Genomic DNA, 22,294 nt, shown 5'->3' with positions numbered 1-22,294 from the left:
GGAATAAAATCCCATTCAGACGCCGGATAGATTCAAGCAAGCCAACTTGTCGTCAAAATCGGTGTTGCAAAAACGGGAGTGACCATAGATTCCGTTTTCCCTGCTGACGCCGCTAATTGAAGCGTTTTATCAGCGCCACAGCGTGACCCGGCTGATTTTTATTAATGGTGTACTGGGCGGCTCCTGGGAGGCCTTGGTTCAGGGTAGGGCGGATATCATCGTCGGCGCATTACATGAACCTCCTCAACTGAGCGATTTTGGGTTTGCCCGCCTCGGGATACTTGAGCAAGTTTTTGCGGTTGCTCCGCATCATCCGCTGGCCCGGGAGCCCGAGCCCATTAACCGGCGCGTTATTAAAGGTTACCGTGCCATTGTGGTGGGCGACAGCTCACGGCCGGAATGTGCAGTATCGTCGCAGCTGCTTGATGAGCAGGAGGCCATCACCGTTTTTGATTTTAAAACCAAGCTGGAATTGCAAATCAGTGGGCTGGGTTGCGGCTATTTACCTCGCTATCTGGCGCAGCGATTTCTTGATAGCGGCGCGCTGATTGAAAAACAGGTTCTGGCTCAAAGCAGTAATGAATCGGTCTGGGTTGGCTGGAATGAACAAACGGCGGGGTTAGCCAGCGCCTGGTGGCGGGACGAAATTTTAGCAAATAGTGCTATCGCCGCTGTCTATACGCAGAGCAGCGTCCACAAATCAGCCAGTTAGCGCAGGAATATTTACAATGCCTTTGTAAAGTATTGCGTTTTGTATCTGATGTGGGGCAAAATGCGCCGCAGCAACCAAAGGAATAATCGACGATATAAAAGGCGTCGGTTATTTTTTTTTGCATGTATGAAACGAAACTAAAAACCAAGAGGCCGGGCTTCGTACCGGATAGATATTTACTAAAATCCGACAGTTGTTGTCGCTGAGGAAGAAAGAAATGGGGCAATTTTTCGCTTACGTGGCGGTTATCACCGTAAAGGAGAATAACTATGTCGCATAACGCAACTCCAAACACCTCTCGCGTGGAATTACGTAAAACACTTACGTTGATTCCGGTTGTTATGATGGGCCTTGCCTATATGCAACCAATGACGCTGTTCGATACATTCGGTATCGTATCAGGCCTTACTGACGGTCACGTGGCAACGGCGTATGCCTTTGCACTGGTCGCTATTCTCTTTACAGCGCTGAGCTACGGTAAACTGGTTCGCCGTTTCCCGTCTGCAGGCTCTGCCTACACCTATGCCCAGAAATCCATTAGCCCGGCGGTTGGCTTTATGGTGGGCTGGTCATCGCTGCTGGACTACCTGTTCATGCCGATGATCAACATTCTGCTGGCAAAAATTTACTTCGAAGCGCTGGTACCTTCCGTACCGTCGTGGCTCTTTGTTGTTGCGTTAGTGGCCTTTATGACCATCTCTAACCTGCGCAGCATTAAGACCGTGGCGAACTTCAACACCCTGATTGTTATTCTGCAAATGGGTATTGTTGCGGTTATTGTGGGTTTGATCATTTACGGTGTTTCTCACGGTGAAGGCGCGGGCACGCTGGTTAGCTCTCGTCCGTTCTGGTCTGAAGGGGCACATGTGGTGCCGATGATCACCGGTGCGACTATTCTGTGCTTCTCATTCCTGGGCTTCGACGGTATCTCTTCTCTGTCTGAAGAGACCAAAGATGCAGAACGCGTGATCCCACGAGCCATTTTCCTGACTGCGTTGATTGGTGGCATGATCTTCATTGGTGCCTCCTACTTCCTGCAGCTCTACTTCCCGGATATCTCTCGTTTCAAAGAGCCGGATGCTTCACAGCCTGAAATCATGCTGTATGTAGCAGGGAAAACCTTCCAGTGGGGCGTACTGATCTTCTCCAGCGTTACCGTTCTGGCTTCTGGTATGGCTGCGCATGCTGGGGTTTCTCGCCTGATGTATGTAATGGGTCGTGACGGTGTGTTCCCAACCCGTTTCTTTGGCTACGTTCATCCGAAATGGCGTACACCGGCGTGGAACGTATTGTTGGTTGGCGCAATCGCCCTGATGGCTATTAAATTTGACCTGGTGACGGCAACGGCACTGATTAACTTTGGTGCGCTGGTGGCCTTTACCTTTGTTAACCTCTCCGTGATCTCGCAGTTCTGGATCCGTGAGAAGCGCAACAAAACGCTGAAAGACCACTTCAATTACCTGGTTCTGCCAATGTGCGGTGCGCTGACGGTCGGTGCATTGTGGATTAACCTGGAAGAGAGCTCTATGATTCTGGGGCTGATCTGGGGTGGTATTGGTCTGGTTTACCTGGCCTGCGTGACGAAGAGCTTCCGTAACCCGGTTCCTCAGTACGAAGACGTTGCGTAATACCGTGTCGGGTGGCGGCTACGCTTACCCGACCGACAAAACCCGTAGGCCCGCGTAAGTGCAGCACCATCGGGCAAAAAAAACCGGAGACCATCGCCTCCGGTTTTTTTATCGTTGAATTTCAGACTATCTCTTGTACGTACTTGAACAGTGCTTTCAGCAGCGCCTGCTTCTCTTCATTGCCTTCGTATTGGCCGTAAAGCATCTCCAGCTCCTGCGCATAGCCGTGCAGATATTCAGGCGTAAACACATTACGACGATGCTGCAGCCAGCGTTCCTGCTCAGCTTCATCCAGCGTGCCGGGATAGTTACGCGCGCGGTAGTTAAACATCAGCTTCTCAATTCGTTTATCCGCAAAGGTGATGTCCAGCGCGGGCAGGTTACGCGGTTCGGTTTGCAGGACGATGTTCATCGCAGCACGGTCGGCATCGCTGAAGAAGCCGTTATACAGCTGCGCATCCACGTTTTCGGACGGCACGAATGGCTCGGCTTCGGCAAATATGGCGACGACTTTCTCGCGCACCTGCGGATTTTCGCGCAGTATTTTAAGGTTATCCAGGCAGTGCTGGCGGTTGATCCCGAGCCTGTCAGCATCTTCCGGGCGCAGCGTATTGGCCTGCGCCAGTACGGGACATTTATTGATATGCACCAGTTTGACCGGCACCGCGGGCAGGTCTCCCAGCGCATCTTTAGGGGTATAGAGGCGCTCACGCAAGGTATCGCTGTCGAGCTCCAGCAGCGGGGAGATATCCCCGGCTAAATCCACCATGATGACCGCGTTACGGTTATCCGGATGCCAGGCCAGCGGTGCCACCCAGCTGGTGTTGCCGCGCCAGGCACCAAACATGCCGGAGATATGCACCAGCGGTTTCATCTGCGGCACATCAATCAGCGTCATCAGTTTCTGCTTACTGCGATGACTCAACAGATACTCAAACAGGCGTGGTTGTGCGGTTTTGACGAGCTTCGCCATGGCAATGGTGGCGTAGACGTCGGCCATCGCGTCGTGGGCATTACTGTGCTCAATGCCGTTGGCGCGCGTCAGGTGCTCCAGCCGGAAGCTTGGCAATCCGTCTTCGTTTTCCGGCCAGTTAATCCCCTCCGGGCGCAGCGCATAACAGGCGCGCATGATATCCAGCAAATCCCAGCGCGAATTGCGGTTCTGCCAGCTCCAGGCGTAGGGATCGTAGAAGTTGCGGTAGAAGATGTTGCGCGTCACTTCATCATCGAAACGGATATTGTTATACCCGACCACGCAGGTATGGGGAACGGTGAACAGATCGTGGATACGGCAGGCGAACTCTGCCTCGTTAACGCCTTTTTCCCGCGCTTCCTGGGGCGTTATCCCCGTGACCATGACAGCGCCGGGCTGCGGCAGGTAGTCATCGGCAGGTTTGCAGTAAAAGACCTCTGGCTCACCAATAATATTGAATTCGTCATCAGTGCGGATGGCGGCAAACTGCGCCGGTCGGTCCAGCGCCGGGTGGGTGCCAAAGGTTTCGTAGTCGTGGAATAAAAAAGTCGGGCGTGCGGCAGAGTCAGACACCAGTAATACCATCCTGTTAAAAAGTGACGTCACTATGGTAAACGATCGTGAGGGACAGACCGAATAAAAAGCGCCGTCATGCCGCAAATTTGCGAGCGTGGTTCCGGGAAAAACATGCTTCCTGTCACATTTTTTTGCAATTAAGCCAGGTAACGACACCAGAACTCCCGTAAAAAGGTCATCGATTTTTAATGACCTGAGGATATACCGTTGAAACGCCGTCTGTTTATTGCTGTTTCTTTACTCGCTTCGAGTGTCTCATCTGCTTTTGCGGCCGATCCGCTGGATTTTTCGCCGCAGCCTCCGGCCATTCAGGCCGGCTCCTGGGTACTGATGGATTACACTACGGGTCAAATCTTAACGGCGGGCAACGAACATCAACAACGCAATCCGGCGAGTCTCACCAAGCTGATGACCGGCTACGTTGTTGACCGCGCTATTGATAGCCACCGCATTTCCCCGGATGACATTGTCACCGTCGGGCGCGACGCGTGGGCAAAAGGTAACCCGGTATTTGACGGTTCGTCACTGATGTTCCTGAAAGAGGGTGACCGCGTTTCTGTGCGCGACCTCAGCCGCGGTCTGATTGTTGATTCTGGTAACGACGCCTGTGTGGCGCTGGCGGATCACGTGGCCGGTGGCCAGCCGCAGTTCGTGAATATGATGAACGACTATGTGCAAAAGCTGAATCTGCGCGATACGCACTTCGAAACCGTTCATGGTCTGGATGCCCCAGGCCAGCACAGCTCCGCGTATGACCTGGCCGTGCTGTCCAGAGCCATCATCCACGGCGAGCCTGAGTTTTACCATATGTACAGTGAAAAGAGCCTGACCTGGAACGGGATCACGCAGCAAAACCGTAACGGTCTTCTCTGGGATAAGACCATGAACGTGGATGGTCTGAAAACGGGGCACACGTCAGGGGCCGGATTTAACCTGATTGCTTCCGCCGTTGACGGCCAGCGTCGCTTGATCGCTGTAGTGATGGGGGCAGACAGTCCGAAAGGGCGTGAGGAGCAGGCCCGTAAACTGCTGCACTGGGGACAACAGAATTTTGATACCGTGCAGATCCTGCATAACGGTAAAAAAGTGGGTACCGAGCGGATCTGGTACGGCGATAAGGAACAGGTGAACCTGGGCACCGACCAGGATTTCTGGCTGGCATTACCGAAAGCAGAAGTACCGAACATCAAGGCAAAATACGTGCTGGATACAAAAGAGCTGGAAGCGCCGATAGCCGCCCATCAGCGGGTAGGCGAGATCCAGTTATACGACCGCGATAAAGTGGTCGCTCACTGGCCGCTGGTGACGCTGGAGCGTGTTGATAAAGGTGGCCTTTTCTCCCGTCTGAGTGATTATCTGCACCACAAAATCTAACCTTTCTGGGCAGACTGGCAGGGTTGCGAGTCTGCTCACATAATAAACACTCCTTGATTGCCGATTATAGAAATTCTGCTTTATAGTGTATAAATATACAGTGATAAACGGAGGCAGTATGGACTACAGCATCAGGCAGGAAAAGAAACGTAAGATTGCCGGTTTTCACCTGGTCGGGCCATGGGAACACACGGTAAAACAGGGCTTTGAACAGCTGGTCATGTGGGTCGATGGCCGACACATCCAGCCGCTGGAGTGGGTTGCGGTTTATTACGATAACCCGGACGAAGTCCCGGCAGAAAAATTGCGCTGCGATACGGCCGTTACGGTACCGGATGATTTCGTTATCCCGGAAAACAGCGAAGGGGTGATGATGACGGAAATTGCGGCCGGAGATTACGCCTTCGCGAAAGCACGTGTTGAAAACTACGACTTCGCCACGCCGTGGTACCAGTTCTTTAACTCCCTTTTGCAGGACAACAAATTCCAGATGGCTCTGAAACCGTGCTTCGAGCGCTATCTCAATGATGGCAACGCCGACGGGTACTGGGACATCGAAATGTTTATCGCTGTAGAGCATAAAGCGGGGTAGTCCTGTTAAATACAGGGTTTTTCAGCCGGGTGTGATCCGCCCGGCTGAAAACACAGTACAATTGTGATTTGCCGTGTAGCTGGAGAGCGGGTGTGCGTCCCGACAAATCATTAACGTCTTTTGAAATTCGGTTGTATAAACACTACCGCGTGGTTCATGGGTGCCGTATCGCGCTGGCATTCGTTCTGACGTTTGTGCTGGTCCGTTTACTGGATGTTCCTGAAGGAACGTGGCCGCTGATCACGCTGGTGGTCGTCATGGGGCCTATCTCGTTCTGGGGGAACGTTGTCCCGCGTGCTTTCGAGCGCATTGGCGGTACGGTTTTTGGCTCAGCCCTTGGGTTGATTGCCCTGAAGCTGGAGCTTATTTCATTTCCGGTGATGCTGGCCTGGTGCGGTGTCGCCATGTTCCTCTGCGGCTGGCTGGCGCTGGGTAAAAAGCCCTATCAGGCACTGCTGATTGGTATCACCCTCGCGGTGGTGGTCGGCGCGCCAGCGGGTGATATGACCACGGCACTGTGGCGAAGCGGGGATGTTATCCTTGGTTCACTGCTGGCAATGCTTTTCACCGGTATCTGGCCGCAGCGCGCTTTCCTGCACTGGCGCATTCAGATGGCAAATTACGTCACCGCTTTTAACCGCGTCTACCAGGCCGGTTTTTCACCTAATCTTGTCGAACGTCCCCGGCTGGAGAAGCACCTTCAGCAGATCCTTAATGACGTGGTCAAAATGCGCGGTCTGATTACCCCTGCCAGTAAAGAGACCCATATTCAGAAATCGATTTTCGAAGCTATCCAGACCGTGAGCCGTAATCTGGTCTGCATGCTTGAATTGCAAATCAACGCGCACTGGGCCTCGCGCCCCAGCCATCTGTTAATGCTGAACGCGCAGACGCTGAAGGAGACGCAGCAGATGACGCAGCAAACTCTGCTGACCATCGCTCATGCCCTTTATGAAGGTAACCCGCAGCCCATCCTCGCAAACAGCGAGCGTCTGAATGAGATCGTTGCCGAACTGAAACAGCTGATCAACGAGCGACAGGGCGATAACGTAGCGGAAACCCCAATCCATGGTTACGTCTGGCTGAGCATGGAGCTGGCGCGTCAGCTTGAGTTGCTGTCGCATCTCATTTGCCGCGCACTGCGCAAATAAAGAGCAGCTATCGCCATATGTGACGGCTGCTGCTTCGATTCAGCATCAATTGGGGTTATGATAGTTTTAAACGATATACTCATTGTCATTCGCAGCCGCTGTCAGTAAGGTTACTGTTACAACGGTTGCTTTAACGAATCCGAATCTCACATTATCAGGGGTGTAAAAATGGAAACTACCAAGCCTTCGTTCCAGGATGTTCTGGAATTCGTCCGCCTGTTCCGCCGCAAAAACAAACTGCAGCGTGAAATCCAGGACGTTGAGAAGAAGATCCGTGACAACCAGAAACGTGTTCTGCTGCTGGATAACCTGAGCGACTACATTAAGCCAGGTATGAGCGTTGAAGCTATTCAGGGCATTATCGCCAGCATGAAGAGCGACTACGAAGACCGCGTTGATGACTACATCATCAAAAACGCTGAGCTGTCTAAAGAGCGTCGTGACATCTCCAAAAAGCTGAAAGTGATGGGCGAAATCAAAAACGCTGAAGCCAAAAGCGAATAATCGCTGCTGATTGCAAAAAAGGCTCTCTGGTGACAGAGAGCCTTTTTTATTACGCAGAGCGCGGCTGAAGCTGATAGATCCAGGCCTTAACCTGGTCACCTTCGGCGGTGGTCACCATGACCTCGACCCGATCGTAGCCGTCTTCAAATTCGTCCAGCATCGGCCAGTGTGCCTCAAGGTTACTGGAGATAAACAGATAACCCTCAACGCGTGGGCCATCGGCGTGCAGCACGATACCCGGAAAATCTGCCGCAGCGCCCCAGCCACGCGCATAAAATGTCCCGGTGACAAAACCGGCCTGCCATTCACCGCCGATGCTTTCGAGAATATGTGCATTTGAATGGCCCGGGCGTAACGTACCGTAGACAAACAAAGAGTCCATTTTTCCTCACCAGAAAAGCAAAAAGCCCGCTTTAAAAGCGGGCTTTTCAGAATGTGGCTCCTCTGACTGGACTCGAACCAGTGACATACGGATTAACAGTCCGCCGTTCTACCGACTGAACTACAGAGGAATCGTTGTGGAGGCTTATCTTAGCGGCGAAAAAACTTTTGTCAAACCTGATCTTAGTGATTAGCGATCGATTGCCGATTCTGTCATCAGTTTGTTGCAAATCCAGACATCTTTTTATGGAAAATACTTTGCAGGATGAGCTTTTCTCCCCCATCATTTGAAATGGAGTTTCAACTTTTCTCGCTAAGGTCCATTTTGAACGTTACTGCCACTCTCCGCCAGGCGATTATGCGCACGCCATGGTATGCAAAACGTAAAAGTTATCGTGTTCTGTTCTGGCGTGAAATCACCCCGCTTGCCGTACCTATTTTTCTGGAGAATACCTGCGTTCTGCTGATGGGGGTGTTAAGCACCTTCCTGGTGAGCTGGCTGGGTAAAGAGGCGATGGCCGGGGTCGGGCTGGCGGACAGTTTTAACATGGTGGTGATGTCTTTCTTTGCCGCTATCGATCTTGGGACCACGGTGGTGGTGGCCTTTAGCCTGGGCAAGCTGGATCCGAAGCGTGCCCGCGAAGCCGCCCGGCAGTCGCTGATGATCATGACCCTCTTTTCGATCATCCTGGCGGCGGTGATCCACTATTTCGGCAAAGAGATTATCGACTTTGTCGCGGGTGAAGCGACGAATGAAGTTAAGGATCTGGCGCTGACCTATCTGGAAATGACGGTCTTAAGCTATCCTGCCGCGGCTATCGCGCTGATCGGTAGCGGCGCGCTGCGCGGGGCGGGCAACACAAAAATTCCGCTGCTGATCAACGGCGGAATGAACATCCTGAATATCATGATCAGTAGCGTCCTGATCTACGGTGTTTTCTCCTGGGAGGGGATGGGGTTTGTTGGTGCAGGGCTGGGGCTGACTATCTCCCGCTACATTGGTGCGGCAGCCATCCTCGGGGTGTTGATGGCGGGGATCACGCCATCGCTGCGCCTCACGTTAAAAAGCTACTTCCGACCCTTTAACTTCGCCATTATCTGGGAAGTGATGGGGATTGGTATTCCTGCCAGTATCGAGTCGGTACTGTTCAACGGCGGTAAACTGCTTACCCAGATGTTTGTTGCCGGTATGGGGACAGATGTGATTGCCGGTAACTTTATTGCCTTCTCCATCGCCTCGCTGATTAACCTGCCGGGTAACGCCCTCGGGTCGGCCTCCACCATCATCACCGGTAAACGGCTCGGCAAAGGACAGATAGGGCAGGCGGAGCGCCAACTGCGCCATGTCTTCTGGCTGTCGACCATTGGTCTGACGATAATTGCGTGGGGGAGCGCGCCCTTTGCCGGGTTGATGGCCTCGTTCTATACCCACGAAGATGATGTTAAAGAGGTCGTTAAGATCCTGATTTGGCTCAACGCGGCATTTATGCCGATCTGGGCGGCGTCCTGGGTACTGCCTGCCGGGTTAAAAGGGGCACGCGATGCCCGCTTTGCGATGTGGGTCTCTATGCTCGGCATGTGGGGTTGCCGCGTGGTAGCGGGTTATACGCTGGGTGTCATGCTCGGTATGGGGGTCGTCGGAGTCTGGCTGGGGATGTTCCTTGACTGGGCCGTGCGTGGGGCATTGTTCTACTGGCGTATGGCAAGTGGGCGCTGGCTCTGGAAATATCCGCGGCACAATGCCTGACAAATGTGCGAAATGTTGAATAAATCGGCAAACGATCGGAAATCTGCATTCTGCCTTTGACAACACCGGGTAGCATCGATAATATGCGCCCCGTTCACACGATTCCTCTGTAGTTCAGTCGGTAGAACGGCGGACTGTTAATCCGTATGTCACTGGTTCGAGTCCAGTCAGAGGAGCCAAATTTGAAAAGCCTGCTTTTAAAGCAGGCTTTTTGCTTTTGTGCGTTCGGAAAATTTGCCTGGTGGCGCTGCGCTTACCGGGCCTACGGACGAGTAGGCCGGGTAAGGCGAAGCCGCCACCCGGCAATAAACCGCACTACCGGTTAACACGAATCGGCGCCGTCGCCTCCACCAGCCACGGACGCGCGTCGCTCTCCACCAGCGGTGACAGCGCTTCGCGCACCTGCTGATGATACTCATCCAGCCACTGCTTTTCCTGCTCGTTTAACAGATTGAGTTCGACCTGACTGAGGTCGATTGGGATCAGCGTCAACGAGGCAAATTTGCAGAATCCTGGAGAGCTTTCCACAATCTCCACCTGATTTTCAATGCGGATCCCATGGCTATCCGCCAGATAGTATCCCGGCTCGATAGTCATAATATTGCCCGCCACCAGCGGCCATGGGTTGACCTTTTTAGCGATGCGATGCGGGTTCTCATGGATAAGCAACTGATGACCCACGCCATGGCCCGTTCCGTGATCGAAATCCAGCCCCATCTCCCACAGCGGCCGACGCGCGAAGGCATCCAACTGATGCCCCTGGGTGCCGGACGGGAACTGCAGGGTAATCAGCGACAGAAAACCTTTCAGCACGGCGGTGTAGTGTAATCGCTGCTGCGGGCTGACCTTGCCCCACGCCAGGGTACGCGTGGCGTCAGTGGTACCGTTATGGTACTGACCACCAGAATCATTCAGATAAAAGTGGTCATGGCCGATGGGTTTGTTGCTGGCTTCGCTTGAGTGGTAGTGGCACATCGCCGCATTGCTGGATGAGGCCGAAATGGTCGCAAAACTTTGCTCAATAAAGCCTGGCTGCAACTCGCGAAACACGAGTTGCTGTGCCTGGGCCTCCAGCTCGGTCAGCGGCTGGCCTGCTGCCGCACGTGCGGGCACTTCACGGCTCAGCCAGGCAAGGAAATTGACCCACGCGGCACCGTCCTGATGATGGCACTCCCGGTAACCCGCCAGTTCTACCGGATTTTTATTGGCCTTCATCAGCGTGATGGGGTCGGTGCGCCAGAGAATGTCACCGTGTGGCTCAATGGCAAAACGCAGAGCCACCGGCGCTGAATCGGCATCTACCATCACCCGTTTACCGTGAGAAAGGCGCTGGCAGCGTTCAATAAAGGCATCCTGCGGCGCAATGGTGAAAGCGTTTCGCACGCTATCAGGCAGGTTGCTTAACTTATTGTCGTTAACGAACCACTCAACGCTACCGTCCCGACTGAGCAGGGCAAAAGAGAGCGGAACCGTGCTGGTGGGAATATCTGAACCGCGCACGTTAAGCAGCCAGGCGATGTTATCCGGCAGGGTCACGGCCAGATAATCGGCATTGTTGGCGGCCAGCACGGCGGCGACGCGCTGACGTTTATCTGCGCTGCTTTCACCACTGATTTCAACGGGCATCTCGCGGATAAGCCCCGCCGGAGCGGCAGGGCGATCGGTCCATAACGTATCAAACGGTGACTGGTTAAGCGGCACCATTTCACACGGTGTCGCAGATAGCGTCTCATAATCGGCATTGGTCATCTGCAGCGCTTCAAAACCAATACGCGTGCCAGCCTCAACGTTGGCCGTTAGCCATTGTGCCAGCGGCTCATTGTGCAGATGGTGGATCTCTACTTCATCCATGTTGACCTGTACGCGGGCCTGAACCTGATAGCGGCCATCGACAAAGAGCAGGGCTTTGTCTTTTAGCACCAGAGCCAGCCCCGCCGAGCCATCGAAGCCAGTCAGCCAGGCCAGTTTTTCATCATACGGCGCGCAGTATTCGCTCTGCCAGGCATCCGCGCGTGGGACGATCATCCCGTCGAGCTTATTTTCCTGTAACCACTGACGCAGGGCCGATAACGGTGATGGGGTGTGCATTATTTTTCCTTATTGTTATCAGCGGAATGGCGGTTCGTTAAAGGTACGCAGCTTGCGTGAGTGCAGCCGGTCACCTTCTGCCCGCAGCAAATCAATGGCGCGAATGCCAATTTGCAGGTGTTCGGAGATAGCCCCTTCGTAGAACCGGTTTGCCTGTCCCGGTAGCTTGATTTCACCGTGCAGCGGTTTATCGGAAACGCACAGCAGCGTGCCGTAAGGCACACGGAAGCGATAACCCTGAGCGGCAATGGTGGCGCTTTCCATATCAATCGCCACCGCGCGGCTCAGATTGAAGCGCAGGGCAGAGGCGGAGTAACGCAGCTCCCAGTTACGGTCATCTGTCGTGACTACCGTGCCGGTACGCAGACGCTGTTTAACCTCTTCACCCGGCATGCCGCTCACCTCTTTGGTGGCGTCATACAGCGCGCGCTGCACTTCGGCAATGCTTGGGATCGGGATGTCCGGCGGGAGCACGGCGTCAAGCACGTGGTCATCACGCAGGTAGGCGTGGGCCAGCACGTAGTCGCCAATCAGCTGGCTTTCACGCAGCCCACCGCAATGACCAATCATCAGCCAGACGTCCGGGCGCAGCACCGCCAGATGGTCGCAGATGGTCTTGGCGTTTGACGGCCCCACACCGATGTTGATAAGCGTAATGCCCTGGCCGTCGGCGGTGATCAGGTGCCAGGCTGGCATTTGGTGCTTCTTCCACGCCAGATCGGAGATAGCCTGCTCAGGCGCTTCGGTTTCAGCGGTGATCCAGATCCCGCCGGCGCAGGAGAGGGCGATATAAGGGCTCTCCGGGTCAAGGATCTGGCTACAGCCCCAGCGGACAAATTCGTCGACATAGCGGGTGTAGTTGGTAAACAGCACGAATGGCTGGAAATGCTCGGCTGGCGTCCCGGTGTAGTGGCGCAGGCGCGCCAGGGAGAAATCCACCCGGCGGGCGTCAAAATGCGACAAGGGGGAAAACTCTGCCGGGTGATAAATGCCGTCGGCGGTCTCATCGCCAATCTGCGACAGCTCGGTCGTCGGGAAATGGCGCGTCAGTCCTGCGCTCATGGAGCGATCGAGCGTTAACGCCGAACCGTCAATCACGTACGGATAGGGGATCTCATGCTGTGATGGCTCAACGGCAATGTGCGCGCCGTAATCCTGATAGAGCAGAGTGAGTTGCTCCTCAAGATAAGGACGGAACAACGCAGGGCGGGTCACTGTGGTGCTGTAGCAGCCGGAGTGGGTAAAACGCGCGTAGGCACGGGTCTTTGGCGTGGTACTGGCGCTGCCGTCCCAGGTGACAGAGAGCGATGGATAAACAAAAAGGCCCTGGGTTCTGGCCTTTTCGTCGGGAAGTTTCCCTGTTTCGATGTACTCACTGATGGCGCTGCGCAGCGCATTGACGGACTGTTCGTACAGCGCGTCGAGTTTTTCCAGTGCCTGAGCCGGGGTCAGGCTGGAGCCCTTATTATTCATGTCTTTCTCCTTGTTCCACAGGTGTGCTGCTATACCCGATAGTATGTCACACGCCTGTGAAACAAAAGGGAGATCAGGAATGGTGTGTCTCTTTCATCACCAGCGCCGTGGCGGCCGACAGCAGGCAGCCTACCAGCAGGTAGCCTGCCACGCTGTGCCAGTTTCCGCCGGAGAACGTCACCAGCGCGGCGGCAATAAACGGCGTAAATCCGCCGCCCACGACGCTCGCCACCTGGTATCCTACGCCCGCCCCGCTGTAGCGGTAGCTTGCGCCGAACAGTTCGGTAAACATCGGTTGCTGCACGCAGACCACCATGTCATGGGCAATGTTGGCGAGCATAATGGCAAAGAAGACTATCCAGAAGACCGACTGTGCCTCCAGCGCCATAAAGAACGGCCAGGCGCTCAGGGAGCCAATCAGCGCACCGGTAATATAGACGCGGCGGCGGCCAAACCGATCCGCAAGCCAGGCGAAGCAGGGGATTGTCAGACAGCTGATCCCGCCCACCAGCAGACCGATATTCAGGAACAGCTCACGGGGGAGGCCGAGGTTCTGCGTGGAATAGTTGAGGGCAAACGCGGTGACGATATACATCGTCAGCAGCTCGCACAGGCGCAGGGCGATAATTTTCAGAAAAGCGCCAGGATGACGAATGAGCGCCTCCATCACCGGCAGCCGTTTTCTGGCAACGGGGTTTTCCCGCTGCTGTTCAAACTCGGCGGACTCTTCCATTCCGTTACGGATCCATAGCGCGGCGATAACCAGCACGATGCTGAAGATGAAGGGAATGCGCCAGCCCCAGCTCAGAAACTGCTCATCGGTCGTGAAGTGGCTGATAAGCGACACCAGCCCGGTGGAGAGCAACAGACCCACGCCGTACCCAACCTGAACACCGCTGCTGTAGAACGCCTTTTTATTTTTCGGTGCGCTTTCGACCGATAACAGCGCCGCGCCGCCCCATTCGCCGCCCACCGCAAAACCCTGAATGGCGCGCAGGGTGACCAGCAGTACCGGAGCCCACCAGCCAATCGTGGCAAACGACGGCAAAATACCGATGAGCGCAGTGGCGATCCCCATCATCCAGACGGTGAGCATCAGCATGCGTTTGCGGCCAAGGCGGTCGCCAAAGTGGCCGAAGATCACCCCGCCCAGCGGGCGGAACAGGAAGCCGACGCCAAAGGTGGCAAACGCGGCGAGCGTGCCCATGGCGGGGCTAATTTGCGGAAAGAATTCGCGATTAAAGACCAGAGCGGCGGTGATGCCGTAGAGCAAAAAATCATACCAGTCCACGACGGCCCCCGCGAAGCTGCCAAAGGCGGCGCGGCGGGCACGGTTAAGGCAAGGCGTCCCCTCGCCGGGACGTGTGGAGATGAGGGTGGAGTCCATAGTTGTCCTGTCTGCACTGATTTTTTATTTATTGGTATAAGAAAAGGTTACTCACAAAGCCATCGTCATAGCGACGCGATCTATGAGACTACCGCGACGGGCGGCACGAGGAAACTGATTTTATTTCCTGATGGGTAATGCAAAGCGGCTACGCTATGCTTAGCAAATAGTGAAGCGACTAAGGAAGGGAATATGCGTCGTAGAAATGTGCTGGGCTGTCTGGCTGCCTTGCTCATAAGCCAGAGTGTCCAGGCGGTGAGTTATCCTTTACCGCCCGCCGGGAGTCGGCTGGTGGGCAGCGCGCAGGTTATTACCGTACCGGACCACAATACCTTGCCGCTTGAAGCGTTTGCCGCGCAGCACGGGCAGGGGCTGAGCAACATGCTGGAGGCAAACCCCGGTGTTGATCCGTTTTTACCGCAATCCGGTACCCGACTGGTGGTACCTCAGCAGCTCATTCTTCCCGATACGGTTCGCAAAGGCATCGTGGTGAACGTGGCGGAAATGCGCCTTTACTATTATCCGCCAGGCAGCAATACCGTTGAGGTGTTTCCCATTGGTATTGGCCAGGCCGGGCGCGAAACGCCACGCAACTGGGTGACAGCCGTCGAGCGCAAGCAGGAAGGACCAACCTGGTCGCCCACGCCAAACACCCGGCGTGAATATGCAAAAGAGGGGAAAACGTTGCCCGCATTCGTGCCCGCCGGGCCGGATAACCCGATGGGGTTGTATGCGCTCTATATTGGCAGGCTTTATGCCATTCACGGTACCAACTCGAATTTCGGCATCGGCCTGCGCGTCAGTCAGGGCTGCATTCGTCTGCGTAATAACGATATCAAATACCTTTTCGACAATGTGTCGCCAGGCACGCGCGTGCAGCTTATCGATCAGCCTGTAAAAGTGACGACGGAGCCAGACGGCAGCCGCTGGGTGGAAGTGCACGAACCGCTGTCGCGTAACCGCGCAGAATTTGAATCAACCAATAAAGTGCCGCTGCCGATTACCCCCGCGTTGCGGGCACAGCTAATAAACGAGGGGGCGGGCGCTGAGCTGGAACGTCGATCCGGGATGCCGGTTAAGCTTGCTTTGCCCGGTGGCGCTGCGCTTACCGGGCCTACAGTCCCGTAGGCCGGGTAAGGCGAAGCCGCCACCCGGCAAATTTTCCGAACGCACAAAAGCAAAAAGCCTGCTTTAAAAGCAGGCTTTTCAAATTTGGCTCCTCTGACTGGACTCGAACCAGTGACATACGGATTAACAGTCCGCCGTTCTACCGACTGAACTACAGAGGAATCGTGTGAACGGGGCGCATAGTAACGACCTGCGTACGCCTTGTCAAAGGGTGAAACCACGCTTTGCGTCTGTTTGCTGACAATTTCAGCAAAGTGGCGATTTTGCCAACGTAATGCACCGTTGTGGTGCGGATATACCTCTTATGGGGCAGATCATAAACCGCTGTTTCAGTAATAAATCCGGCGTCTATGATTAGGTTTCCTTATTTTCAGGCGCTTAGCGAACAAATCTGACCTGCTGGTAAAACTGGCATTCATATTGCAAAACCTGTTCAACAACAACAGCCAGTACCGGCACAGCATTTCGAACAGGGGGCAAAATGAACTTAAGACGACTGAAATACTTCGTAAAAATCGTCGATATCGGCAGCCTGACTCAAGCGGCGGAAGTGCTGCATATCGCGCAGCCTGCGCTGAGCCAGCAGGTGGCTACTCTGGAAGGCGAAATGGATCAGCAGCTGTTGATCCGCACCAAACGCGGCGTGACCCCAACGGAAGCAGGCAAGATCCTGTATACCCACGCGCGCACCATTCTTCGTCAGTGCGAACAGGCACAGCTGGCGGTAAATAATGTTGGCCAGACGCTGAGCGGACACGTTTCCATCGGGCTGGCACCGGGGACCGCTGCGTCTTCCATCACCATGCCACTGCTGCAGGCGGTGCGCGCTGAACTGCCGGAAGTGCTGGTCTATCTGCACGAGAACAGCGGCTCTGTCCTGAATGACAAGCTGCTCAATGGCCAGCTGGATATGGCGGTGCTTTACGATCGCTCCCCGGTTGCGGGGATCACCAGCCAGCCGCTGCTGAAAGAAGATCTGTATCTCGTGGGCACCCGCGATTGTCCGGGGCAGAGCGTTGACCTCACTGCGGTTGCAGAGATGAATCTTTTCCTGCCGCGTGATTACAGCGCCGTGCGCGTACGCGTGGACGAAGCGTTCTCCCTGCGCCGCCTGACGGCGAAAATCATCGGTGAAATTGACTCCATCTCCACGCTGACTGCGGCGATTGCCAGTGGGATGGGCGTCACGGTGCTGCCAGAATCCGCCGCCCGCTCGCTGTGCAGCGCAGCAAATGGCTGGATGGCGCGCATCACCACGCCATCAATGAGTTTACCGCTGTCGCTGAACATGTCCGCCCGCGGCTCGCTGTCGCCACAGGCGCAGGCGGTGAAAGAAATTTTAATGTCGCTGGTGAGTAAGCCATCGCTGGAGAATCGTGAACTGCAGCTCGTGAGTTAATATTCCAGAAAAGCATAAGATGCTGGTTTTTATTATTTGTTCTGCAGCTCAGCTGACTCTAACAATAGAGCTATGTCAGATGCGCCGGAGTGAATCGTGAATTTCCAGCAACTTAAAATTATCCGTGAGGCGGCCAGGCGGGACTATAACCTGACCGAAGTCGCCAATATGCTCTACACCTCCCAGTCGGGCGTCAGCCGCCATATTCGCGAGCTGGAAGAAGAGCTTGGTATTGAGATTTTTATCCGTCGCGGCAAGCGCCTGCTTGGCATGACGGAGCCAGGTAAAGCGTTGCTGACCATCGCTGAGCGGATCCTCAACGAGGCCAGCAATGTCCGTCGCCTGGCGGATCTCTTTATCAATGACGCCTCCGGCGTGCTCACCATCGCCACTACCCATACTCAGGCTCGGTACAGCCTGCCGCCAGTGATAAAAGCGTTTCGTGAAATTTTCCCGGACGTTCGCCTGGAGCTTATTCAGGGCACGCCGCAGGAAATTGAAATGCTGCTGCAAAACGGTGGGGCGGATATTGGTATCGCCAGCGAACGCCTGAGCAACGACCCGCTGCTGGTGGCCTTCCCCTGGTTCCGCTGGTACCACAGCCTGTTGCTTCCGCTCGATCATCCGTTGAATCAGGTTTCACCGCTAACGCTGGAAGCGATCGCGAAATGGCCGCTGATTACGTATCGCCAGGGTATTACCGGGCGTTCGCGCATCGACGAGGCCTTCAACCGCAAAGGGTTAGCGCCGGATGTGGTGCTGAGCGCGCAGGATTCCGATGTGATCAAAACCTACGTTGAGCTGGGGCTGGGCATTGGCCTGGTGGCGGAACAGTCCGGCGGCGAGGGCGATACCGGGAACCTGGTGCGTCTGGATACTCGTCATTTGTTCGATGCCAATACCGTATGGCTCGGCCTGAAGCGAGGACAGCTCCAGCGCAACTATGTGTGGCGCTTTATCGAACTCTGCAACGCCGGGCTGTCCGTTGACGAAATCAAACGCCAGGTGATGGAGCCGGAAGAAGTGGCGATTGATTATCAGATTTAGTTCCTCTGGCTGGGATCGCCTTAGCCAGTAACTAGCGAATAAACAAGCTAAATCAGAATTCCCTTTCGGTTGGTGTTGGTGACATGCTGCTGCATCAATTCAACGATCCAGTCAATAAAAACGCGCAGTCTGGCATTGACATGGCGGTTCGGCGGAAACGCCAGGTACAGGGGCATTGGAGCAATACGCCAGTGTTCAAATAGCGGAATCAAGGCACCGCGAGCCTGATGCGCTGCCGCCATATAGACTGGCAGCGCGATCACGCCTAATCCCGCTAACCCGGCTTCGAGGTAAGCATTGCCATCATCCACAGCGAGTACATAGCTGCCCGTGATTTCAATACGTTCACTCTCACTGCGTAGTACCAGAGGATCAATCTTACCGGTGCGTGAGGACAAGAACCCTACTCTGCGATGGTCGGTGTTTTCCAGCTCTCGCGGGTGCGAAGGGGGGCCAAGGCGTTCCAGATAACTGGGGGCGGCGTAGACGCCGATTTGCAAATCTCCGACATGGCGTGCAATCAGGGACTGATCGGTGATCTCGCCGCCGCGTAGCACGCAATCCACGTTGTCGCCAATCAGGTCCACCACCCGGTCGCTCACGCCCATGTCGAACTGAATGTCAGGGTAGCGTGCGTGGAAAGCCGGTAGCGCCGGCACCAGGATGAGGCGGGCCAGCGGACTGGGCACATCCACCCGTAGCCGTCCCCTGGGCGTAATTGCCGCACTGGACAGACTGTTTTCAGCATCTTCCATGTCCGCCAGCAGGCGGATGACGCGTTCGTAGTAGACCGCGCCATCGGGAGTGACGCTGAGCTTGCGGGTGGTGCGATGGAGCAATCTGACGCGCAGGCGCGCTTCCAGCTGCTGAATAAGCTGCGTCACCGTGGTTTTGCTCATATGAAGCGTTTGGGAAGCCTTTGTGAAGCTACCTGCCTCTACCACGCGAGCAAAGGCGCGCATCGCATCGAAACGATCCATTCCTTATCCTCTCTTTTCACCAATTGTTTGGATATTACAAACAATGATGGACAAAGTCGCTTGTTTATCCGCCCGATTCTGCACCTGTAAAGTGTCTTTAAGTTCATTGGGCGGATTTCGCCTCATTGCAAAGGTGTAAGTATGACAGCACGCGAAGCAGTTTTTCCCTCAGGACGCCAGGCGCTCTATGAGCGCAATCGCTATTCACCGGCCATCAAATCTAACGGTTTCCTGTTCGTTTCGGGGCAGGTTGGTAGCCGTGAGGATGGCTCGCCTGAGCCCGATCTAAAAGCGCAGGTCAGGCTGGCATTCAATAATCTTAATGCTGTCCTCGTGGCTGCGGGCTGCACGTTCGATGACGTGGTTGACGTTACCCTTTTTGTCGTCGATCCCGAGTCAAACCTCGACGCTATCTGGAGTATCCTGCCAGAATATTGGGGAGAAGCGCCTTACCCAACGTTGACCGGGATCGGCGTTACGTGGCTGTACGGATTCCAGTTTGAGATTAAGGTGATTGCCAGGCTGCCCTGACCGTTAGGGGCTTTCCGCCAGTCGAAAGTCAAGACAGAGGAAAAATGATGAAAGCAGCGGATTATTGCCCGATGGCGTAAGCCGGGTAAGGCGAAGCCGCCACCCGGCAGTTTTCCAGAACGCACAAAAGCAAAAAGCCTGCTTTAAAAGCAGGCTTTTCAAATTTGGCTCCTCTGACTGGACTCGAACCAGTGACATACGGATTAACAGTCCGCCGTTCTACCGACTGAACTACAGAGGAATCGTGTGAACGAGGCGCATAGTAGCGACCTCGGTTCGCCTTGTCAAAGGGTGAAAACACCCTTTTTGATCGTTTGCCGACAATTTCAGCAAATCGCTGATTTTATAGCAAATTTGCGGCGAAATTACACAGCAGGATGCGCCGCCCGCGGGCAGGCGGCGCAGTTGTTTAGAACAGCACGGAGTAGTTCAGACCAAACGTGCGGCCACGGCCTTTATAGGTATACAGACCCGGAGCGCCATACGTTGGGCTATACAGCCCCGGTGCGCGCTGTCCCCAGGCGGTGGTGTAGTCTTTGTCCAGCACGTTTTCCACGCTGAAGCTCACTTTACCCACCGGCAGGGCGTAGCTGCCCAGGAAATCTACCGTGTTATAGCCATCGATCTTCTTACCGTCGGCATCAGAGACGTCAAAGGTCTGGGTACTCTGCACGCGCAGGGTCCAGTCGCCCGGCGCCCAGTTGACCCAGGCGCTGGCTTTCGACGGGCTGGCGCTGTCTACCGTCAGCTTCTCCCATTTACCGTTTTCACGGGTTTCAGACTTAATGGCGTTAAAGTTCGCGCCGGTGCTCCAGTCGCTGTCGGTGAAGAAATAGTCCACCTGACCTTCCACCCCGTAGATACGACGCTTGTCGTCTTCAAGGTTGATGGTCATATCGGTTTTGTTGATGGTGATGGTTTTATCCGAGAGCGAGTAGTACGCCGCAACCTGCGTGCGCAGGTTATCGCCGGTGTAGCGCCAGCCCAGCTCGTAAGCGTTAACTTTAATGCCGTCCAGCGTCGAGTCGTTAACGTTCACGCTATTCAGCAGGCGATAGTGCCCGTCGACAAGCTGATAGGTGCCGGAGCCGTAGTACTTCGCCAGGTCCGGAATTTCAAAGCCCTGAGAGAAGTTAAACCACAGCTGCTGCTGTTCGGTCAGGCGCCCAAGGATCCCGGCGTTAAACAGGAAGTTGTTGTAATCGGTCTTCCCGCCCGGCACCGCGTCTGCTGAGGTGGCTTTCCCGGTGGCGATGGCCTGCTGCTGGGCGTAGCCAACAAAATCATCCACCTTGTTTTCAGTGTACTGGTAACGCACGCCGCCGCTCAGGGTGATGGCGTCAATGTCGTAGCTCGCCTGCAGGAACGGGGCGAGGTTGGTAATGCTGTAACCCGGATAACGCCCCACGTTGTACGCATTGTCCAGCTTCATGCCGCCGCTCGCTGCCGCTTTACTCAGGTCGAAGAACTGCTGGTTGGCATCGAAGGTTTCATGGTCGGCGTCCACACCCCAGGTGAGCGTCAAATCATCCACCGGCTTGCTGTTCAGCGTCAGCTTGCCGCCGTAAAAATCGGTTTTCTGCTGGGAGGCACCGATGCTGGTCACCGTCCCTTTGCTCAGGGTCGGGAACGGGTAGTAGGTCAGGCTCTCGTCACGATAGTAGATCTGCGCGACCAGGTCCTGACCCCAGAAATCGGTATTAGAGTACTGCAGGTTAATCAGATGGCGCTCGGTACCGGGAATACGGTCAGAATCCAGGTTGTTTTTGTTATACGCGGTGGCATCACCCGTTACTGCCGAGAAGTTCTTCCCGAGGTACAGGCCGTGTTTGCCATCGGATTCGCTCTTGTAGTACTGGGTGGTTAACTGCAACTGCTGATGATCGTCAATATTGATGGTGCCAGTGCCCATCACATCAATACGGTCCGAATACTGTAAGCCGGTCTGGGTGTTATCGATAATCACCTCGTCGCCGTTGCCGTCATACCAGCCGCCGTAACGCTGATAAGAAACGGACAGGCGACCAGACGCATTATCATTGCCGCCGCTGACCGCCGCCGACACGTTCTCATCGTGGTCGTTGTGGCTGTTAAACCCGCTTTTTGCCCCGGTCTGGAATTCGACTTCCGTCTCTGGCTGACCTTTTTTGGTGACGATGTTCACCAGGCCGCCGGTACTGCCGCCGCCGTACAGTGAGGTAGCGCCAGAAATTACTTCAATTCGGTCGATGTTGAACGGATCGATAGAGTCAAGCTGACGGCTGTCGCTGCGGGAGGAGTTCAGACGCACGCCGTCCACCATCACCATCATTGAACGGCCGCGCAGGTTCATACCGTAGTTGGTGCGCCCCTGGCTGCTGACGTCCATGCCCGGGATCAGCTGCGCCAGCACGTCTTTAATCTCTTTCCCGCCCTGAACCTGCTGCTCAATTTCCGCACGCTCGATAACCCAGGTGGTCTGCGCCATCTCCGCCACGCTGCGGTGTGCGCGGCTGGCGGAGACAACAATATTTTCTTCCTTTTGTTCTTCTGCCCACGCAGAGGTCGAAAGCATGGCAAGCAAGCACGGATTTAAAACCCAAAGATGAGAACGTTTCATTGTTATATTGATCCTGATTGTGTG

18 protein-coding genes, 4 tRNA genes and 1 pseudogene are annotated in these 22,294 nt (G+C 55.0%); 13 read left to right on the top strand and 10 right to left on the bottom strand.

The features are described from left to right. Nucleotides 1–91: 91 nt before the first annotated feature. From ACMWKA_RS22820 to ACMWKA_RS22810, 3 genes and pseudogenes are all read left to right on the top strand, one after another. Nucleotides 92–712: pseudogene (locus ACMWKA_RS22820) on the top strand (LysR substrate-binding domain-containing protein); the annotation flags it as partial. Between the two features lie 217 nt (nt 713–929). Continuing rightward, a complete protein-coding gene (yoeI, locus tag ACMWKA_RS22815) occupies nt 930–992 on the top strand; it encodes a membrane protein YoeI (protein ID WP_099458931.1) in 63 nt (20 codons plus the stop codon). Continuing rightward, nucleotides 982–2,340: an APC family permease gene (locus ACMWKA_RS22810; RefSeq protein WP_013097840.1), complete on the top strand. Its 1,359-nt coding sequence runs from the start codon at nt 982–984 to the stop codon at nt 2,338–2,340. The genes yoeI and ACMWKA_RS22810 overlap by 11 nt, the downstream gene beginning before the upstream one ends. Nucleotides 2,341–2,461: 121 nt before the next feature. Here the strand turns inward: ACMWKA_RS22810 and sbcB are convergent, their stop codons facing one another. Continuing rightward, the gene (gene sbcB, locus ACMWKA_RS22805) at nt 2,462–3,898 is read right to left on the bottom strand and encodes an exodeoxyribonuclease I (protein WP_375143726.1); all 1,437 of its coding nucleotides are present in this window, start codon (nt 3,896–3,898) and stop codon (nt 2,462–2,464) included. A 192-nt stretch (nt 3,899–4,090) separates the two neighbouring features. Between sbcB and dacD the strand changes: the two genes are divergently transcribed. The 4 genes from dacD to ACMWKA_RS22785 all read left to right on the top strand — a co-directional run bounded on the left by dacD (nt 4,091) and on the right by ACMWKA_RS22785 (nt 7,510). Beyond that, a complete protein-coding gene (gene dacD / locus ACMWKA_RS22800; protein ID WP_151347972.1) occupies nt 4,091–5,263 on the top strand; it encodes a serine-type D-Ala-D-Ala carboxypeptidase DacD in 1,173 nt (390 codons plus the stop codon). A 118-nt stretch (nt 5,264–5,381) separates the two neighbouring features. Continuing rightward, complete coding sequence (gene sbmC / locus ACMWKA_RS22795; protein ID WP_129328161.1) at nt 5,382–5,855, top strand: DNA gyrase inhibitor SbmC; 474 nt, start codon at nt 5,382–5,384, stop codon at nt 5,853–5,855. A gap of 92 nt (nt 5,856–5,947) precedes the next feature. Then, nucleotides 5,948–7,006, top strand: a complete 1,059-nt coding sequence (locus ACMWKA_RS22790) for an FUSC family protein (RefSeq protein WP_013097836.1) — start codon at nt 5,948–5,950, stop codon at nt 7,004–7,006. A gap of 168 nt (nt 7,007–7,174) precedes the next feature. Continuing rightward, nucleotides 7,175–7,510, top strand: coding sequence for a DUF496 family protein (locus ACMWKA_RS22785; RefSeq protein ID WP_010432067.1), 336 nt, complete (start codon nt 7,175–7,177; stop codon nt 7,508–7,510). A 49-nt stretch (nt 7,511–7,559) separates the two neighbouring features. Here ACMWKA_RS22785 and ACMWKA_RS22780 read toward each other — a convergent pair whose 3' ends face one another. After that, nucleotides 7,560–7,892: a gamma-glutamylcyclotransferase family protein gene (locus ACMWKA_RS22780; protein WP_029881834.1), complete on the bottom strand. Its 333-nt coding sequence runs from the start codon at nt 7,890–7,892 to the stop codon at nt 7,560–7,562. A 54-nt stretch (nt 7,893–7,946) separates the two neighbouring features. Further along, a tRNA-Asn gene (locus tag ACMWKA_RS22775) sits at nt 7,947–8,022 on the bottom strand. 161 nt (nt 8,023–8,183) lie between these two features. On the opposite strand from ACMWKA_RS22775, the gene emmdR reads away from it, so the two are divergent. Together emmdR and ACMWKA_RS22765 are read left to right on the top strand one after the other, a co-directional pair. Continuing rightward, nucleotides 8,184–9,638 (top strand): multidrug efflux MATE transporter EmmdR, encoded by a 1,455-nt coding sequence (gene emmdR / locus ACMWKA_RS22770; protein WP_129328160.1) that lies wholly within the window; start codon nt 8,184–8,186, stop codon nt 9,636–9,638. Between the two features lie 103 nt (nt 9,639–9,741). Then, nucleotides 9,742–9,817, top strand: a tRNA-Asn gene (locus ACMWKA_RS22765). Nucleotides 9,818–9,953: 136 nt separating this feature from the next. On the opposite strand, the gene ACMWKA_RS22760 is transcribed toward ACMWKA_RS22765, so the two are convergent. From ACMWKA_RS22760 to shiA, 3 genes are all read right to left on the bottom strand, one after another. After that, nucleotides 9,954–11,726 carry an aminopeptidase P family protein gene (locus tag ACMWKA_RS22760; RefSeq protein WP_343482604.1) on the bottom strand — a complete coding sequence of 591 codons (1,773 nt, stop codon included), beginning with the start codon at nt 11,724–11,726 and terminating at the stop codon, nt 9,954–9,956. A gap of 18 nt (nt 11,727–11,744) precedes the next feature. Beyond that, the gene (locus tag ACMWKA_RS22755; protein ID WP_013097832.1) at nt 11,745–13,199 is read right to left on the bottom strand and encodes an AMP nucleosidase; all 1,455 of its coding nucleotides are present in this window, start codon (nt 13,197–13,199) and stop codon (nt 11,745–11,747) included. Nucleotides 13,200–13,272: 73 nt separating this feature from the next. Then, nucleotides 13,273–14,586: a shikimate transporter gene (gene shiA, locus ACMWKA_RS22750; RefSeq protein WP_038420076.1), complete on the bottom strand. Its 1,314-nt coding sequence runs from the start codon at nt 14,584–14,586 to the stop codon at nt 13,273–13,275. A 192-nt stretch (nt 14,587–14,778) separates the two neighbouring features. Here shiA and ldtA point away from each other — a divergent pair, with 192 nt between their 5' ends. After that, the gene (gene ldtA, locus ACMWKA_RS22745) at nt 14,779–15,714 is read left to right on the top strand and encodes a L,D-transpeptidase (RefSeq protein ID WP_038420074.1); all 936 of its coding nucleotides are present in this window, start codon (nt 14,779–14,781) and stop codon (nt 15,712–15,714) included. Between the two features lie 85 nt (nt 15,715–15,799). On the opposite strand, the gene ACMWKA_RS22740 is transcribed toward ldtA, so the two are convergent. Continuing rightward, a tRNA-Asn gene (locus ACMWKA_RS22740) sits at nt 15,800–15,875 on the bottom strand. A gap of 320 nt (nt 15,876–16,195) precedes the next feature. On the opposite strand from ACMWKA_RS22740, the gene nac reads away from it, so the two are divergent. Together nac and cbl are read left to right on the top strand one after the other, a co-directional pair. Next, complete coding sequence (gene nac, locus ACMWKA_RS22735) at nt 16,196–17,113, top strand: nitrogen assimilation transcriptional regulator NAC (RefSeq protein WP_010432103.1); 918 nt, start codon at nt 16,196–16,198, stop codon at nt 17,111–17,113. Nucleotides 17,114–17,209: 96 nt separating this feature from the next. After that, nucleotides 17,210–18,160 (top strand): HTH-type transcriptional regulator Cbl, encoded by a 951-nt coding sequence (gene cbl / locus ACMWKA_RS22730; protein WP_129328158.1) that lies wholly within the window; start codon nt 17,210–17,212, stop codon nt 18,158–18,160. A 47-nt stretch (nt 18,161–18,207) separates the two neighbouring features. Here cbl and ACMWKA_RS22725 read toward each other — a convergent pair whose 3' ends face one another. After that, nucleotides 18,208–19,140, bottom strand: a complete 933-nt coding sequence (locus tag ACMWKA_RS22725; RefSeq protein WP_057072399.1) for a LysR family transcriptional regulator — start codon at nt 19,138–19,140, stop codon at nt 18,208–18,210. A 141-nt stretch (nt 19,141–19,281) separates the two neighbouring features. Between ACMWKA_RS22725 and ACMWKA_RS22720 the strand changes: the two genes are divergently transcribed. Further along, a complete protein-coding gene (locus tag ACMWKA_RS22720; RefSeq protein ID WP_095439629.1) occupies nt 19,282–19,671 on the top strand; it encodes a RidA family protein in 390 nt (129 codons plus the stop codon). A gap of 165 nt (nt 19,672–19,836) precedes the next feature. Here ACMWKA_RS22720 and ACMWKA_RS22715 read toward each other — a convergent pair. Continuing rightward, a tRNA-Asn gene (locus ACMWKA_RS22715) sits at nt 19,837–19,912 on the bottom strand. A 168-nt stretch (nt 19,913–20,080) separates the two neighbouring features. Continuing rightward, nucleotides 20,081–22,270, bottom strand: a complete 2,190-nt coding sequence (locus tag ACMWKA_RS22710; RefSeq protein ID WP_013097826.1) for a TonB-dependent siderophore receptor — start codon at nt 22,268–22,270, stop codon at nt 20,081–20,083. Nucleotides 22,271–22,294: the final 24 nt, after the last annotated feature.

This window comes from Enterobacter sp. 03-F-07-AD-ECC (genome assembly GCF_047530935.1).
GTDB classification, from domain to species: domain Bacteria; phylum Pseudomonadota; class Gammaproteobacteria; order Enterobacterales; family Enterobacteriaceae; genus Enterobacter; species Enterobacter cloacae.
The sequence above is the reverse complement of the archived record's forward strand: the minus strand, read 5'-3'. Positions and strand labels throughout refer to the sequence as shown.

Bases quoted from the DNA above. Each gene is read 5' to 3' on its own strand.
- ACMWKA_RS22810 (WP_013097840.1), top strand. From the start codon at position 982: ATGTCGCATAACGCAACTCCAAACACCTCTCGCGTGGAATTACGTAAA.
- sbcB (WP_375143726.1), bottom strand. From the start codon at position 3,898: ATGGTATTACTGGTGTCTGACTCTGCCGCACGCCCGACTTTTTTATTC.
- sbmC (WP_129328161.1), top strand. From the start codon at position 5,382: ATGGACTACAGCATCAGGCAGGAAAAGAAACGTAAGATTGCCGGTTTT.
- ACMWKA_RS22785 (WP_010432067.1), top strand. From the start codon at position 7,175: ATGGAAACTACCAAGCCTTCGTTCCAGGATGTTCTGGAATTCGTCCGC.
- ACMWKA_RS22780 (WP_029881834.1), bottom strand. From the start codon at position 7,892: ATGGACTCTTTGTTTGTCTACGGTACGTTACGCCCGGGCCATTCAAAT.
- emmdR (WP_129328160.1), top strand. From the start codon at position 8,184: ATGGAGTTTCAACTTTTCTCGCTAAGGTCCATTTTGAACGTTACTGCC.
- ACMWKA_RS22760 (WP_343482604.1), bottom strand. From the start codon at position 11,726: ATGCACACCCCATCACCGTTATCGGCCCTGCGTCAGTGGTTACAGGAA.
- ACMWKA_RS22755 (WP_013097832.1), bottom strand. From the start codon at position 13,199: ATGAATAATAAGGGCTCCAGCCTGACCCCGGCTCAGGCACTGGAAAAA.
- shiA (WP_038420076.1), bottom strand. From the start codon at position 14,586: ATGGACTCCACCCTCATCTCCACACGTCCCGGCGAGGGGACGCCTTGC.
- ldtA (WP_038420074.1), top strand. From the start codon at position 14,779: ATGCGTCGTAGAAATGTGCTGGGCTGTCTGGCTGCCTTGCTCATAAGC.
- nac (WP_010432103.1), top strand. From the start codon at position 16,196: ATGAACTTAAGACGACTGAAATACTTCGTAAAAATCGTCGATATCGGC.
- ACMWKA_RS22725 (WP_057072399.1), bottom strand. From the start codon at position 19,140: ATGGATCGTTTCGATGCGATGCGCGCCTTTGCTCGCGTGGTAGAGGCA.
- ACMWKA_RS22720 (WP_095439629.1), top strand. From the start codon at position 19,282: ATGACAGCACGCGAAGCAGTTTTTCCCTCAGGACGCCAGGCGCTCTAT.
- ACMWKA_RS22710 (WP_013097826.1), bottom strand. From the start codon at position 22,270: ATGAAACGTTCTCATCTTTGGGTTTTAAATCCGTGCTTGCTTGCCATG.